10 protein-coding genes and 1 rRNA gene are annotated in these 16209 nt (G+C 33.5%); 9 read left to right on the forward strand and 2 right to left on the reverse strand.

Going from position 1 to position 16209, the window contains the following annotated elements; translation table 11 throughout:
* From rrf to GM921_RS00035, 8 genes are all read left to right on the forward strand, one after another.
* A 5S ribosomal RNA gene (gene rrf / locus GM921_RS17625) occupies nucleotides 1-73 on the forward strand; the annotation flags it as partial.
* Nucleotides 74-413: 340 nt separating this feature from the next.
* On the forward strand, nucleotides 414-2177 hold the full coding sequence (locus tag GM921_RS00005; RefSeq protein WP_182920564.1) for a S8 family serine peptidase: 1764 nt from the start codon (nucleotides 414-416) through the stop codon (nucleotides 2175-2177).
* A gap of 271 nt (nucleotides 2178-2448) precedes the next feature.
* Entirely contained in the window at nucleotides 2449-3300 is an 852-nt protein-coding gene (locus tag GM921_RS00010) for a hypothetical protein (RefSeq protein ID WP_182920565.1), read from the forward strand.
* Nucleotides 3301-3337: 37 nt separating this feature from the next.
* Nucleotides 3338-6244: an outer membrane beta-barrel protein gene (locus tag GM921_RS00015; protein WP_182920566.1), complete on the forward strand. Its 2907-nt coding sequence runs from the start codon at nucleotides 3338-3340 to the stop codon at nucleotides 6242-6244.
* Between the two features lie 408 nt (nucleotides 6245-6652).
* Nucleotides 6653-7018 (forward strand): VOC family protein, encoded by a 366-nt coding sequence (locus tag GM921_RS00020; protein WP_235969751.1) that lies wholly within the window; start codon nucleotides 6653-6655, stop codon nucleotides 7016-7018.
* A gap of 5 nt (nucleotides 7019-7023) precedes the next feature.
* Entirely contained in the window at nucleotides 7024-7896 is an 873-nt protein-coding gene (locus tag GM921_RS00025) for a helix-turn-helix domain-containing protein (protein WP_182920568.1), read from the forward strand.
* 384 nt (nucleotides 7897-8280) lie between these two features.
* On the forward strand, nucleotides 8281-11448 hold the full coding sequence (locus tag GM921_RS00030; RefSeq protein WP_182920569.1) for a SusC/RagA family TonB-linked outer membrane protein: 3168 nt from the start codon (nucleotides 8281-8283) through the stop codon (nucleotides 11446-11448).
* Nucleotides 11449-11460: 12 nt separating this feature from the next.
* Nucleotides 11461-12951 carry a SusD/RagB family nutrient-binding outer membrane lipoprotein gene (locus tag GM921_RS00035; protein ID WP_182920570.1) on the forward strand — a complete coding sequence of 497 codons (1491 nt, stop codon included), beginning with the start codon at nucleotides 11461-11463 and terminating at the stop codon, nucleotides 12949-12951.
* 364 nt (nucleotides 12952-13315) lie between these two features.
* On the opposite strand, the gene GM921_RS00040 is transcribed toward GM921_RS00035, so the two are convergent.
* Nucleotides 13316-13672, reverse strand: a complete 357-nt coding sequence (locus GM921_RS00040) for a hypothetical protein (protein WP_182920571.1) — start codon at nucleotides 13670-13672, stop codon at nucleotides 13316-13318.
* 428 nt (nucleotides 13673-14100) lie between these two features.
* On the opposite strand from GM921_RS00040, the gene GM921_RS00045 reads away from it, so the two are divergent.
* Nucleotides 14101-14844, forward strand: a complete 744-nt coding sequence (locus tag GM921_RS00045) for a DeoR/GlpR family DNA-binding transcription regulator (RefSeq protein ID WP_182920572.1) — start codon at nucleotides 14101-14103, stop codon at nucleotides 14842-14844.
* Nucleotides 14845-14886: 42 nt separating this feature from the next.
* Here the strand turns inward: GM921_RS00045 and GM921_RS00050 are convergent, their stop codons facing one another.
* Entirely contained in the window at nucleotides 14887-16200 is a 1314-nt protein-coding gene (locus tag GM921_RS00050) for a RagB/SusD family nutrient uptake outer membrane protein (RefSeq protein ID WP_182920573.1), read from the reverse strand.
* Between the last annotated feature and the right edge of the window lie 9 nt (nucleotides 16201-16209).

Consider the following 16209-nt stretch of genomic DNA (forward strand, 5'->3'; position numbering starts at 1 on the left):
CGAACAGAGAAGTTAAGCCCGCCAGAGCCGATGGTACTGCAGTAACATGTGGGAGAGTAGGTCGGTGCCAAATCTTAAAGAAGCCCTGTAACGTAAGTTGCAGGGCTTTCTTGTTTTATAACAATTGCAAAAGCATACCTCAATAGTAGTACAAACCCGATTGGGATAAACCTGATTGCGCCAAGGTACCGTGATGGGGCTAAGAGCAAGGTTGTACTGGCAAAAGCAGGGCTGCACTCTTTTTCTAGCTCTCCAGTACCTTTCCAATCTCAAAAACAAATTATCATTTCTATGCGAATATTACGAATTTTAACTCTTGTTAAAATTTTGTTAAAATGTCTCAAATTGTGAGCTTAAAAATTTTAAAACTGTATTATTGTAAATTATGTTAATCTAAAAAGAGCATTTGAATCATGAAATTGAAGATCAGTTTATTTTTTGCATTTTTTATAGCGATAAGCGTTAGTATTTTTGCACAAGATAAAAACGTTATTCTCCCCCCAAATTGGTTTAATCTCGATTTAACAGCGAATGGTTATTTTGGTATCAGTACAGAAAAAGCCTATAATGAATTGCTTAAAGACAAAAAGCCTAAGAAAAAGATTATAGTTGCTGTAATAGATGGTGGTACAGATATTAAACATGAAGATTTAAAGGATGTTTTATGGACGAATGCTAAAGAAATTCCGGATAATGGAATAGATGATGATGGCAATGGTTATATAGATGATGTTCATGGTTGGAATTTTATAGGTTCTAAAAAAGGTAACCTAGCTTATGACAATCTAGAGCTTGTTCGAATTAAAAGGAAATATGAACCAAAATATAGATCTACTATTATGAGTACGGTATTAGATAGCACTGAGAAAAAGGAATATGCACTATATAAAAAGGTTCAAGCAGATTTTGGTAAGAAATATGATGATGCGAGTTCAACATTCCCTGTTTATATTATAATTAAAAAGGTAATGGATTCTGTTGCCTTGATTAATAAAAAAGAAGTTCCATCCTTAGAAGATATAGAGAAATATAAAGCTGATGATGAAACAGAAGAATATGTAAAGAAAATTATAAGAAAAGGAGCTAAGGACGAAGGTAGTATTGAGAAATTCTATACCACAATAAAAAAGGGGTATAAAGAATTAGAAGTAATGCTAAAATATAATTTGAATGTGAATTATGATCAACGTGCTGAATTAGTTGGTGATGATTATGCGAATTCTGAACAACATAATTATGGTAATAATGATGTAACAGGTCCGAATGCTGACCATGGAACGCATGTTTCAGGAATTATTGGTGCTAATAGAATGAATAATATTGGGATTTTAGGAGTAGCCAGCAATGTAAGTATTATGACGATTAGGGTTGTGCCAGAGGGTGACGAACGTGATAAAGATGTAGCAAATGGAATTCGTTATGCGGTTGATAATGGCGCAAGAGTAATAAATATGAGTTTTGGTAAGGGTTATAAATGGGACAAAAAGGTTGTAGATGAAGCTGTGAAATATGCAGAATCTAAAGGGGTATTATTAGTGCATGCAGCAGGTAATGATAACAAAAACAATGATATCGAAGAGAATTATCCAACTAAATATTACGATAGTCCTGAGGCTATTGCTTATGCCAATGCTCATCAAAAACCTGAGAAATTAGGATTTATTCCGCCAAAACCGGGAGAAATAATGAATGGGCAAGGGATGGGAAGAAAACCAGATCCATTTGCGAAACCTAAACCATTAGATTCTGCAAAATTCAATTTACCTCATGCGAGTAATTGGATTGAAGTTGGTGCTAGTTCTTATAAAGATGATGATGATTTGAAAGCATCCTTTTCGAATTATGGCAAGAATAATGTGGATGTATTTGCACCTGGTTTTATGATAAATTCTACGGTACCTGGATCAAAATATGAAGAATACGACGGTACAAGTATGGCAGCACCGGTTGTTTCTGGTTTGGCAGCTTTAGTATTAAGCTACTATCCAGAGCTTAATCCAACGCAGTTGAGAGATATTATTATTAAATCGGTAGCCAAAGTTGATCATAAGATTAAATATAAAAATGATAGAGATGAAAATGTTAGAGTTCCATTTTCAGAAATTTGTGTAAGTGGTGGGATTGTTAATGCTTATAATGCATTAAAGCTAGCAGAGTCTTATCAGCTTTCAAAATAGTTGCTACAAAGTATAATGTGAAATCCTTGGTTTTTATAATCAGGGATTTTTTGTGTAAGATATTTTTTTGATACTTAGAATTAGTAACAATTTAGTGATGTGGTTAAAATGAAATCAGATAAAAGTGCTTTTTTGAGCTACATATGGCTTTTTTGTTTCGGTAATTTATCTTTACTTCATAAATATTGATTTTGCTATTAAGCCATTAGCGGATTAATAAGTCTATTCGCTTAATGCTCGTTATTTGCTATAGACTAACCAGTAAATCAATATGAAAAAAATATACTTAAGTTTATGGATGGTGTTTTTGGCCATTTCTTCATTTGCACAGAAATTGCCTGATATACAGACATCCAACATGGCTGCTCCTGCCACTGTTAAAATAGATGGGAAAACGACCGAATGGAATGATTCTTTTGCTGCTGAAAATAAAAGAACAGAATTATTTTATAGCATAGCCAATGACGATAAAAATCTGTATTTAGTACTTAAATCATCTAGTACAACAGGTTCTAATAAAATCATGATGGGAGGAATAACATTTCTCATCAATACAGATGGTAAGAAAAAAGAGAAAGATGCAATAACCGTAACTTATCCGTTAATTGTTCGTGCAAATAGAGCACAAGGTGGAAGAGGAGGACAAAATAGACAAGGTGGTGGACAGGGTGGTTTCCAAAATCGAACTCAACAAAGTACACAACAGCGAGATTCTATAGCACTAGTTTTGCATAAAACTCAATTGGCGACTGTAAAGGAAATAAAAATATCAGGCTTTAAAACGATAACTGATTCGTTAATTTCTATTTACAATGAACATGGAATTAAAGCAGTAGCATCTTTTGATCAAAAAGGAATATATACTTGTGAGTTTGCTATTCCATTAAATCTACTTGGCTTATCTGCAAATGATACCAAAGAATTTGCTTATCAAATTAAAGTTAATGGATTAAGTAACATGAATTTTGGTGGTAACGGCGGTGGCTTTGGAGGAAATGGTGGCGGTTTTGGTGGAAATGGTAGAGGCGGAGGTGGATTTACCGGCGGAAATAATGCTGGTAGTGGGCAAGACTTAATGAGCCCTACTGATTTTTGGGGTAAATATAGTCTCGCCAAAAAATAGTCTAATTTAAAAGCTCTTGACTCTAACCAATCCTTACATGATCCACTTTTATCAATTTCGCTCTTTTACTACTCTGTTTAAAGGATTAGTTTTTCTAATTTCATTAACTATTATTAGTACTAAATTACAAGCCCAAACACCTCAAACCCCTAAAAAGACAAATACACCACCTCCAGTATTAGTCCGCGAGATAAGTGGAATTGTAAAAGATACAACTGATGTTGGATTGCCTGGGACTACTGTACGTTTAACTTCTGATAAAGATACATTAGTAATTAGCACCAATCCTGATGGGATTTTTGTATTTAAAAATGTAAAATCAGCAACTTATACCCTAAGTATTAATATGTTGGGCTATAAGTCTTTGGTTGCAAAATATAAACAAAATGATGCCATTCCTAGGATTGTAATGGATCCAATTATTCTAAAATCTCAATCAAATACTTTAGATGCCGTGGTAATTAATGGAACTCCTTCTATTACTTATAAAACGGATACTGTAGAATATAAAGCAAGCGATTATATTGTAAGAGAAAATGCAACGGTTGATGAATTGCTGAAAAAGATGGAGGGGATGGAAGTTGGTACAGATGGTTCATTGGTGCATCAGGGAACTGCTGTTACTAAAGCTAAAATTAATGGGAAAACTTATTTAGGAGGAGATGTTTCTACTGCTATTCAGAATTTGCCAGCAGAAATTGTTGAGAAAATCCAAGTAGTAGATGATTATGGAGATCAGGCTGCAAGAACAGGAATTAAGGATGGTGATCCCGAAAAAATCTTAAATATTGTTACTCGTGCCGATAAATCTGTTGGAAATACAGCTAATATGGCCGCTGGGGCTGGAAATAATGAAAGATACGAAGGTTCTGTATTCGCTACTAGGTTAAATGCTAATCAAACAATAGGTGTAAATGCCAGAATAAATAATACAGTAAATGGGGTGGCGAATAGTGGAAGTAACAATGGCGGGGGAAATACTGGAGGTGGCAATGGTGGAAGAGGTGGAAATGGAGGGAATAACGGGGGAGGAAACTCCTCAGAAGGAAGTGGAGGAACTACAAATAACGGAAATACCTCTTTTTCTTATCGTGATCAACTGAGTAAAAAAGTTAAAATCAATACCAATTATAGATATAATTTTAGCGATGTAAATTCGCTGAATAGCAGTATTTCTCAAATACCTAGTTTATTGGGTAAAACGTTTTCAACTAATGATGGATCAACTAATAACAATACAAAGGCACATAATTTGAGTTTTGAATTAGAGGCTGATTTAGATAGTGCAAATTTTTTGAGGGTTAGTCCAACATTTAGTTATTCTTCGACTGAGTCAGCTAATCAATCATTTAATACACAACGTTTTATTGCAACAAATCCTACACCTGCAAATCCGTCATTTCGTCAAGATCAGACTGGTAAAAATACAAGCTCAAACACAAGACCTAATTATGGAATAACAGTTTTTTATCAGCATATATTTAAAAAACCTAGACGGAATATATCCTTCCAAGTAAGTTTAAATAACAATAACCAAGAAGCTGAACAAGAACGTAATTCTCGAATCCTATATTATAATGGTTTATCGGATGATTTACTTAAAGATTCGTTGGTCAATCGAATTGTTGATAGAGATAATTTAACAAAGAATTATAGAGGAAGTTTAACTTTTGCAGAACCTTTAACTGCAAATACGCAATTGGAATTTAATGGGCAGATTAATTACAATGGATATGACAATACAGCTACAACAAGCAATATTTTTGCAGATGGAAGTAAGCACTTAGTAGATTCATTAAGTAATATATACGATTACTCATTTACGCAAACGCGTTTGGCTTTGAACTATCGTTATGGTGTTTCAAATGCCTCTAAAGTTAGGTTCTCTTTAGGTTTAACAGCTGTTCCTGGTGTGTTGAGTGGAACTAAAGCAAGTTTAGGCACAACAACTCATAGAACTAGTTTTAATTTGATACCTATCGCTCGTTTTCAATATTTATGGTCGAGACAACATAGCATACAAATTAATTATTCTGGGAATGCTTCTGAACCTACTTTTGATCAAATTCAACCAGTTAGAGATGTGTCGAATCCTCAAAATCCAATAGTGGGTAATCCAAATCTTAAAGTAACCTTCAATCACTCGATAAACACCAATTATAATAATTATATAGCTAATTCTAAGCTTAATTATTCGGTAAATGCTAATGCGACATTTGTGGAAAATTCTGTAGTACGAAATGTAGTACAAATTGTTGATGCATATAATAGTAAGAAAAATGAAACTCGTTATGTAAATATTGCAGGTGTATATCGTATAAATGGAAATTATTCTATTAGTAAACAGCTTGATAATCGCAAATATGACCTTACACTAAATGGTAACGCAAGTTATAATCATGGTGTTTCAATGAGTGATAGCAAGGAAAATATTACAACAACTTGGAGATTTAACGAACGTTTTGGACCAAGAATCAATCCAACAGAATGGTTGGAGATTAACCCTTTTGTTTCATACGATTATACAAAATCGAATAATACTTTGGCCAGTTCAATAGATAGTAAAACAAATACATTAGCGTTTAATATTGATGGAAAAGTTTATATGTGGCAAACCTTAATTTTTGGATATAGTGCCAGCAAAAACTATGTGAGTGGTATTAATGCAAACATTACAAACAATCCTTTGGTAATTAATGGTTATTTAGAAAAAGAATTTTGGAAACGCAAAGCTAAATTCACTTTTCAAGCATTTGATATCTTAAACCAAAATAATTTTGTGAATAGAAATATTTTAGATAATGGAGGGATAGTAGATACAAAATCAAACTCACTTAGCAGATACTTTATGCTGCGCCTTACAGTAAGATTACAGAAATGGAGTGGGGTTAAACCTCGTGATGGAAGGCAAATGATGAGAAGAGGAGATGGAAGTTTTAATTAATCGATTGGCCTAAATCTAGAATTAAGTCCTAAACATTACTTATTTAATGTAGTTAAATCTCTCTGAAAGATTGTAATAAAGCATCTCTATGTTTCGTAAATAACTTGAATAAGTACTTTTTCATAAGATTTCTAGAGTAAATAACCATCATTATTCAATTCTTTGTTTTCTAAAGTTAACCTGTAACCCACCGTAATAAAATCATCTTTTGGTGTGAGATTAAACATATTGATTTTTTCTCGATTATTATCATTTTATACTTAATAATTCAATTCTGCCCCCTATTTCTTCAAATTTGAAGCTTATTTCAATAAATAATTTATCAGCTTAAAAGGTGATTGTATGGAGAAATTAGTAGCTCTAATTTTGGGATATGATTATAAGTCTAATTGATAATGTATCTAATTTATGAAGTTGGCATTAGTATATACATGCTTAAAAGTGAACGACATATGTAGTGCAACTCAGTTTCTTAGGGATATATTAGGCTTTGAAGAAGACAAATTCAATTTAGATGTTTTTGACGGAGGTTTGGTATTTACCAATGGAGAACATCATAAAATTGTGTTAGTAGAGTGCGCAGAAGAAGTTCAAAATCCAACGATTTTACTGCTTACTAACGATTGTATTCGTGATTATCACAGTCTATTGGATAAAGGTATTCGATTTACTAAAACTCCAGATTATACGGATAATGGTTTAATAGCCGAATTTTTAGATCCATTTGGAAATTGCTATTGCTTATTGGAAGAGCGTAATTATAAACTTAATTAAGTACAATGAGGATTTATAAGGAATTAATTAATAAAAATACGATTACAAGCGGTACTCTTAATCGTGTTTCAGCTACTGTGGATGAACAGAACTATAGCTTTAAGATTATATTTAGTGGACATCAGGATTTTTTAATAGGCAATAGAGAGATTAGACTTTATCCTGATAGTTTTATTCTATTGGCTCCAGGAACTAAATATTTAAGTCGGGTGGACTCGGATGAACCAATCAAAACACTTTCGATTTCTTTAACCCAAACCTTTGTAAGCGATTTTTTGGAGTCCAATTACATGAATTCAAATTGTTTAACTGCCTATAAAAATGCAGAAGCACAATTGCCGATCCAAACAATTTATCCTTTTAAAGGAGACATGTGGTTCAATATAATGAATTTACAAACTCAACTCCATAAAGATCAAAACAATGAACAATTAGTTAATGAATATCTTTCACATGTATTAATTAACTATTATCGACTTTATCATGAAGAGGTACAAGTAAAATTTGGTAATCTAAATTTTGCAAGGAATAGTACAAAAAAGGAAATATTTGGCAGGTTAATGCTAGCTAAAGAATATATCAGTAATAATTACAACCAGAAATTTAAAATTGAAGATGTCGCTTCTGCCTCTTGCTTATCAGCTACGCATTTAATGAGAACTTTTAAACTCGCCTATGGATTATCTGCTTATGAATATTTAACACTTGTTCGTTTAAGTAGAGCGCAGGCTTTATTAAAAGAAGGAAAATATTCGATAAATGAAATTGTGATGTTAGTAGGTTTTGAATCGGTAAGCTCATTTATTAGTTTATTTAAATCATCTTTTAGTCATACTCCTTTAAAATACAAGAAGTTAATACATCAAAAAACAGCATAGAAAAATTAAAATATTTTACTTTTTAGCAAATTGTGAAATTTTAAGAATGGTGTTCTGGAAATATTTTAGGTAAATATTGGTCCATACATTTGAATTGTTGAATACGCATAATTTTTAGTACAGGTTATATCACGAATTCAATGTTAGTTAGTTATTTAATAGCAGTAAACTTCCAGGATTGGAACTTACTGCTTTTTTATTTACTAGGGTTTTTGACTATTTAATTAAACTATTCAGCTCTATTTTTCTGCCATTTAAAAGCATTAAGCATGGTTATTTTCTAAATGGTGTTCTGCAAACATTTTACATTTTGCCTTCTGCCTAACTTGCTAAATGGACAGAAATTCATCTGTCCATAAAATCTATTAACTAAAAATCTAAATTATGAAACAAAAATTACTATTATTAATGGTAATGTCTTGTTGGTTATTTAATGCTGCTTTGGCACAGCAAATAACCATTAAGGGGAAAATTACCGGTTCTGATGGTTTGCCTATTCCAGGAGCAAGCATCAAAGTACAAAATACACAGAAATTTGTTGCATCAGATTCAGATGGGAACTATGCTATTGCTTTACCTAATGGATCAACCGCACTAGAGTTTTCATTTGTTGGGTTTGTATCTCAAACCAAAACAATTGGTACGGCACGCACAATTGATGTAGTATTGGTTGCTGATTCTAAGACTTTAATTGAGGTGGTAATTACTGCTTTGGGAGAAAAAAGAGAGTCAAGATCTTTAGGTTATGCTGCAACTGAAATTTCAAGTGAAAAACTCACCGTAGCAAAAAATACCGATATCAGTACTGCATTAGCAGGTAAAGTTGCAGGTGTGCAATTAAATGGTTCGCCAAGTTCTTCTTTTGATAATGCTTCAGTTATTGTTCGTGGTATTAATGGCTTTAGCGTTGGCTCTCCATTATTTATAGTTGACGGTACTCCTGCTACTCAGGAAAACGTGAATATGGATAATATAGAAAGTGTTACAGTATTAAAAGGTGCGGCTGCTACTGCCCTTTATGGTCAACGTGCTTATAATGGTGTTGTTATCATTACAAGTAAAAAAGGAACTAGAAAGGCTGGTACGTCTGTAGAAATCAATTCGGGAGTTGCATTTGAAAAAACGTCTTTATTGCCCGATTATCAAAATGAATATGCAGGTGGTTATACTGGACAGTTTGTGAAATTTGTATATGACCCAGCAATTCACCCTGTAGCTTGGGCAGCATTCAATGGTCAAAATATGTTAGATTATGGTGCAGATGCAAGTTTTGGTCCTAAAATAGATGGTACAACACTTTATCGCCCTTATTATAGCTGGTATCCTGGCGAAGATTTTGGAAAACAAGCGCCACTTACTGCACAACCAGATAATGTTAATCAATTTTTACAAACGGGTGGTTCATATAACAATAGTATCGCATTTACCGCTGGTGGAGAAGGTTTTAATTTGCATGTTGGTTATACCAATCAAAGCAGAACTTTGGTTCAAGAAAATTCAAAAAGGTCAATGAATATTCTGAATTTAAACGGCTCATTTGATATCAGTAAAAGATTTTCTGTTTCAACAGATTTTCAATTTGCAAAAGAAAGTAGAGTAGGTCAGCCTTATGAAACCTATCGTAATGATGGTTTAAATGTAGTACAAGGATTTAACCAGTGGTTTCAACGCCAGTTAGATATGAACTATTTAAAAGCCCATCAAACTCTTACAGATGGAACTATTACCTCATGGAATATTGGTGATCCAAACGGTAGCGGAGATTTTTCTGATATTCTTCAGCCACAATATTGGGATAATCCTTTTTGGGTAATTAATCATAATTACAGGACACAAAGAAACAATCGTTTGGTTGGTAATTTAGGCTTAAAGTATGATCTTGGAAGTGGTTTGGCACTCACAGGATTTTTAAGAGGAAATGTTAATAATGAATCAGGTGATGAGCGTATGGCAACTGGAGGCTTAAAGCAAGATTATTTTAAAGATAGAAATTGGACAGATACAGAATTTAACTATGAATTAAATTTAACGTATAAAAAAACATTTGGTGATTTCTCTCTAAGTGGTTTAGCTGCAGGTAATATACGTCATGAAAAAAGAGAACGAATTGACATGGCTACTGCTGGTGGTTTAAGTTTCCCTAACTACTTTAATATAGCGGCTTCTGTGGCTCGCCCAACTGTAACTAATGATTATTATGAGAAAGAAGTAAGAAGTGTATTTGGAAAAGCTTCATTAGCGTATAAAAATTATTTATATGTAGATTTAACAGCAAGGAATGATTGGTCTTCTGTTTTTGCTTCAGATTTAAATTCTTATTTTTATCCTTCAGCATCATTATCATTTATAGCTTCCGAGTTTTTCCCAGATGGACTAAAAAGCATACTTTCTTTTGCTAAATTAAGAGGAGCTTATGCTCAAGTTGGGTCTGATGTAGATCCATACCGAGTAAATCTTCAATACAATACTTCGCCAGCTTACGAGAATAATCCATCTTTGGCAATTGGTAATGAATTTAGAGATGGCAGACTTGTGCCAGCTAAAACAAATTCATTTGAGGTTGGAGCCGAACTAAAATTTCTAAAAAATAGAATTGGTTTAGATTTCGCTTATTATATCAACCAAAATAGAAATCAAATTTTAGGAGTTACATTAAACGGTGCAACTGGTTATACCTCTAATTTAATTAATGCTGGTAGTTTAACAAATCGTGGTATAGAATTTAGTTTAACAGGTACACCTGTTAAATCTAAAAATGTAAATTGGGATTTAACACTAAACTTCAGTAAATCAAAAACAATTGTCAACAAAATCACTGATAAACAGTCTAACGTTATTTATCAAACATCACAAATCGGAAATACCTTAAATCTACGCGAGGGTGAAGAGTGGGGTTATGTTTTAGGTCGTAAATGGAATCGTGATGCGAACGGTAATGTTATTATAGGTGCAAATGGTTTACCTACTTCAACAGCAAATCAATTTATCGGTTATGCTCGTCCAAAATTTAATGGTGGGGCATTTAGTTCGTTAAAAGTATTTGATTTTGATTTAGGGTTCTCTTTAGATTTTCAGAAAGGTGGTTTGTTTAATTCTACAACCAGAGCCTATAATATGGGTAGCGGTTTATCTCAAGAGACTGTTGGTTTAAATGATAAAGGAATTGATTGGAGATTACCAGTTTCTCAAGGTGGGGGGTATAAGTTTGTTGGGGTATTAGCAAGTGGGCAACCAAATACAAAATATGTTGCTGCAAGTACTGCATTTTATAATGGTATGCAAGCAGGCTCTGGAGAGTTATTTATGATTAGTGCTTCTTATCTGAAATTGAGAGAAGTTAGATTAGGATATAATTTACCAAATAAAATACTTTTAAAAACAAAATATCTAAAATCAGTGAATTTAGGTTTTGTAGTAGGAAATGCTTGGCTAATTGCTGCGCCAGGTAAAAAATATGGTGTAGATCCATCTGAAATTGAGAATTTTTGGCAAGAGGGAGGTCAATTACCATCTTCACGCACATTCGGTCTTAATTTAAAAATTGGTCTTTAATTTAAAAAATTTATGAAAAATATAAAACAATATATATTTCTTGCACTTGGTGTTTGTGTTTTAGCTACAGGGTGTGAAAAATTTGGTGACTTTGGTGATACCAATGTAGACCAGACAAAAGTTTCTAAGGCGGCAACAAAAGCATTGTTAACATATGCTATGCAAAAAAGCCAAGCTAATAGAGATGGAAATACAACCGCAACAACAATTCTTTCAATAGATGGCGCTGTTTTTGGTCAATATGTATCAGAAGGGCCTTATTTGACATACTCTCCATTTAATGATGCTGGAAGTACTTTAAATAGGAGTTATTACACTTTTTATTCTGAGGTTTTAAAGAATTTAAATCAAGTAATAATCTTTGCTAAGGCAGGAGCCCCAGAAGCGGATGCGATTACAAATGGTTCAATAAATAACCAAATTGCTGTTGCTAGAATAATGAAGGCTTACATATTTTGGCAATTGACAGATAAGTGGGGAGATTTGCCTTATGAGGAAGCTCTAAATAGTAATAATATCACTCCGAAATTCTCTAAACAAGAAATTATTTATAAAGACTTATTTAAAGAACTTAAGGAGGCGGTAGCACAAATTGATGCTGGTGCTGGTCCAACTGGAGATATTATGTTTGGAGGAAATATGGCGTCGTGGAAAAAATTTGCAGCTACACAAAGGTTATTAATGGCATTAAGATTATCTAAGGTTTACCCTAATGCTGGAGAATTCGCAGCTTCGGAGTTTGCTTTAGCAGTAGCCGCAACTCCATTAGCAGCAGACGAATTACTTAAATATACCTTCTTAAGTGGAGATCCAAATAATTATAATCCTTGGTATTCAAATTATACGGTATCTAATCGTAATGACTATGCAATTAGTAAAACATTAGTTGATGTTATGAAGAATAATGGAATCGGAACCGATCCTCGTTTGCCAGTATATGGTGAAGTTTTAGCTGGTAATCAAGTTAAAGGATTAGAGTTTGGTACAGCTATCCAAACAAATATTCCTAATGCTTATAGTCGTATTGGGACAACATTAAGAGCAGCAGGCTCTCCAGCCTATATTTTTACTGTAGCACAAGTTCAATTTGCTTTAGCAGAAGCCTCAAAAATAGGCTGGATAGCTGGAGGAGACGTAGCTGCTAAAATATATTATGATGCGGGGATTGACGCCTCATTAACTCAATATGGTGTTGCGGATGCTACATTTAAAAATGCAATCGATATTGCTTATTTACCTTCAACAGCATTGCAACAAATAGGTACACAAAGATGGATTGCATCTTATCTAGATGGTTGGGAAGCGTGGTCAGAATTTAGAAGAACTGGTTTCCCTGCTTTAGTACCAGGGCCAAACTCTCAAAACGGAATCGTTATCCCAAGACGTGTAGGGTACCCAACTGCAGACGCTACTACGAATAAAGATAATTATAATGCTGCAATTGCTCAGCAAGGATGGACAAACAATAGTATAAATAATAGAATGTGGTGGGATAAACCATAATTTTAACAAAGGAGCAATTGCCTTTTAAATACTTTGCTTAACCTAAAAAGCAGTCATAATTGATTTTATGACTGCTTTTTTCTAAAATATAATTTTCAAAGTTAATTAAGGAAATAATTATGCTTATATCATCGAACTAGAAAAATTGATGGTCAATTAATTAATTTAGAGAAAATAATGGAAGGATTAAATTCTAATTAAAAAGAATAACTAGTAATGCCAAACACGAAATAATAATGAATAATAGATATATTATATTAATTGCATCTGCTTTTTTCATAGTTGGATTAATCGGTATAAATTTTAATGGTTAATGTTTTGAAATGAAAAATATAGAGAAGGTTTTAATAAAAGGAAGATAAAATTATCTCCATTCGTAAGTAACAGCCTTGATAATTTGCCGACATGCGGTTTCTGTTAAGTCAAAACGCTCTTTTAATAAGTTCAAAGTAATTGCCTCGCCCGTACATAAATCGTATTGACACCAGTTTTTATAATCAGCTGCAACTTTCCATATGCTTTTGAAAAGTATTGAAGCATTTTCATTTTTTAAATGATGAGAAATATAAGATTCGAATTTCCAAGGCATATTCCAGGTTTGAAAGGTTAAAACTGTTTCTTCAATCTTTTTAAGAGAAGATTTGTGATTCATTTTATTGTAGTCTTTAAGGATGATATTGTGATTTGCCATTACTCTTAAAACTTTAAGTTCTTCTTGCATATTCAAATGTTTCAAATAAATAATCAGTTCAAAAATTAGGAATTAGTATAAGTTAGGTGCTTTATTGCATTAAAAACATTTCAAAAATCTACAAGATTTTTGAAATGTTTTTCCTTCTCAAAGTTATTAGCAAAAGGAAATTTAGATATCATCTTTTAGGATGAAAACAGCGACATTAAATGTGCTGAAAAGTTGATGTAATAAGAGCTGCATGAGCAATATCAAAAGAAGAGGGAGTAATTGACCACTTTGAATTTAGTATTTGTAATTATACAGAACAAACCATTGCTGTATATAGAAACTGATATGATCACAAAAGAAAAAGAAACATATCAATAACTAACAAGTACCTACCTTATTAGTATGTAATTGATGTGTAAATATTGCGTTGATTTTGGTATATTTGAGTTCATGAAAACCGCCTTCTAATGCTCAAGGATGAAAGACAAGCTTTTATTATAAAGCAGATTAACATACATAATAAAGTGCTTTCTTCTGACCTAGCATTGCAGTTAAATGTGTCTGAGGATACAATTAGACGGGATTTAAATGAGATGGCAGAAGAAGGGAAGGTGTTAAAGGTTTATGGTGGTGCGATTTCAAAATCTTTTCACTACCCTTTTAGACAAGAAGGTGTTTACTCAAGAGACGCTAAAAAAGAAATTGCAAGAAAAGCACTAAAGCTTATTCAGAATGGAATGGTTATTCTAACTGGTGGTGGAACAACCATGATAGAATTAGCTCGTATGGTGCCGAGCGATTTACGATGCACATTATTTACGGTAAGCCCTTTATTGGCCTTAGAATTAATTGAAAGTTCTAATATTGATGTGCATTTAATTGGCGGCCAACTCTCTAAAAATTCGCAAATTAGTACAGGGTCGCAAGTGATTAACCAGTTATCGGATATCAAAGCAGATCTTTGCTTTATGGGAACAAATGGGTTATCAATAGAAGATGGTATTTCTGATTCGGATTGGGAAGTGGTGCAAATCAAAAAAGCAATGATTAAGTCTGCTCAAAAAACCGTTTTAGTTAGCATAGCTGAGAAAATAGATTCTGCTCATAAAATGAAGGTTTGCAACTTGAATGAAATTAACTATTTGATTACCGATTTAGATCCTAATGACAACTTATTAGTGAATTACGCGAAGGTAGTTACGGTTTTATAAAAAAAAGCATGTGCATCATGCACATGCTTTTTTATAGTTTAATTAGATTGCTGGATCAGCTGGAGTATTTGGATTTGTAATACGTTCCTGATCTGGATAAGGATAGAAATTCCGGTTACGTTCAGAAATATCTGTTGGTGGTGCTGGACGTTCAAACCTACGACTGTCTTCTAGTCTTTGGCCAGTTAAATATAATTCTGCACAACGTTGACGGTAAACTTCAACTAATAAAGCGTCTTTAGTAATGGCTCCAGTATAAGCAGGTAATCCTGCGTTTACGCCAAAAATATCTCCTGATGTTTGTGTTCTAACCTCGTTAATTAAAACTAAGGCATCTACTAATGAGGTTGGGGCATTACTTCTGAGAAGAGCTTCAGCTCTAATTAACTTCATTTCATCAGGTAAATACACGGGTACTGAACCTAATTGATCAGCTGCAAAACCTTTTAATGTTCTGGTGGTGGTACTGCCGGATACTGTTGTAGTGATATAGAATGATTCGCGTTGGTCGCCTGTTTCAAACAGTGTTGATGGAAGACCAAAACCAGCTCTAGGCACATAGTATTTTAAAATGGCAGCTGTATTCCACAGCGGATTTACACTTACAGAACTATAAGCAAATTGGTTTTTGCTAGTTAAATCTACAGCGGTAGCATTAGTTATAGCTGCTGCATAATTTCCAGCCATTAAATTATATCGGGCATTAAATGCATACAGTACATTTTTAAGGTTGAAATTAGCACCTGCAACATTGGTGGTGAAATCTGCCGATACTGGTGTTGCATTTAATTGTGCAATTGCATCATTTAATAAACGGATAGCTTCTGTTAATACAGCCTGGCGAGAAAGAAATGTAGCTTTTCCAGTTTTATCTGTGTTGATATTGCTTTTTTCGAAAGAAGTAGCCAATGTGCCTAATGCGATTGCTTTAAATAGTTTTGCATTAGCCAATACGCCAGATAATGTGCCGCCAGTAAGTGTACTGATGTTTGCAGCATTGCTGATGATGTCTTCGCTCATGCTCATTTGTTTTTGCATGTTTGCCCATAAGGTAAGAATACTGCCATTGGCGGTTGGTAATGCGGTTCCACCTGCTTCGAGCTCTAGTACATTTGTAAATGTGGCAACGCCTTGTAATTCGCGACTAGTTACTGCGGGATAGAAGTAAGAAGCAGCTATTCCATTTGTAGAGTAATATTGCCTTAAGCCAACACTTAGCCCAATAATACCTGCTCTGGTTGTTAGTACATCGGCATCGGTTGGTGCGTTTAGGTTAACGGTATCCATTTTACAGCTGTTGGCAAGTAGCATAATGGCTATTAATAAACCGGCTTTTATTTTATATATATTTTTCATCTTTATACA

Origin of the sequence: Pedobacter planticolens (assembly GCF_014172375.1) — a bacterium.
Classification (GTDB): domain Bacteria; phylum Bacteroidota; class Bacteroidia; order Sphingobacteriales; family Sphingobacteriaceae; genus Pedobacter; species Pedobacter planticolens.

Coding starts and splice junctions, on each gene's coding strand:
- GM921_RS00005 (WP_182920564.1), top strand. CDS start 414: ATGAAATTGAAGATCAGTTTATTTTTTGCATTTTTTATAGCGATAAGC.
- GM921_RS00030 (WP_182920569.1), top strand. CDS start 8,281: ATGAAACAAAAATTACTATTATTAATGGTAATGTCTTGTTGGTTATTT.
- GM921_RS00035 (WP_182920570.1), top strand. CDS start 11,461: ATGAAAAATATAAAACAATATATATTTCTTGCACTTGGTGTTTGTGTT.
- GM921_RS00015 (WP_182920566.1), top strand. CDS start 3,338: ATGATCCACTTTTATCAATTTCGCTCTTTTACTACTCTGTTTAAAGGA.
- GM921_RS00020 (WP_235969751.1), top strand. CDS start 6,653: ATGAAGTTGGCATTAGTATATACATGCTTAAAAGTGAACGACATATGT.
- GM921_RS00010 (WP_182920565.1), top strand. CDS start 2,449: ATGAAAAAAATATACTTAAGTTTATGGATGGTGTTTTTGGCCATTTCT.
- GM921_RS00050 (WP_182920573.1), bottom strand. CDS start 16,200: ATGAAAAATATATATAAAATAAAAGCCGGTTTATTAATAGCCATTATG.
- GM921_RS00025 (WP_182920568.1), top strand. CDS start 7,024: ATGAGGATTTATAAGGAATTAATTAATAAAAATACGATTACAAGCGGT.
- GM921_RS00045 (WP_182920572.1), top strand. CDS start 14,101: ATGCTCAAGGATGAAAGACAAGCTTTTATTATAAAGCAGATTAACATA.
- GM921_RS00040 (WP_182920571.1), bottom strand. CDS start 13,672: ATGCAAGAAGAACTTAAAGTTTTAAGAGTAATGGCAAATCACAATATC.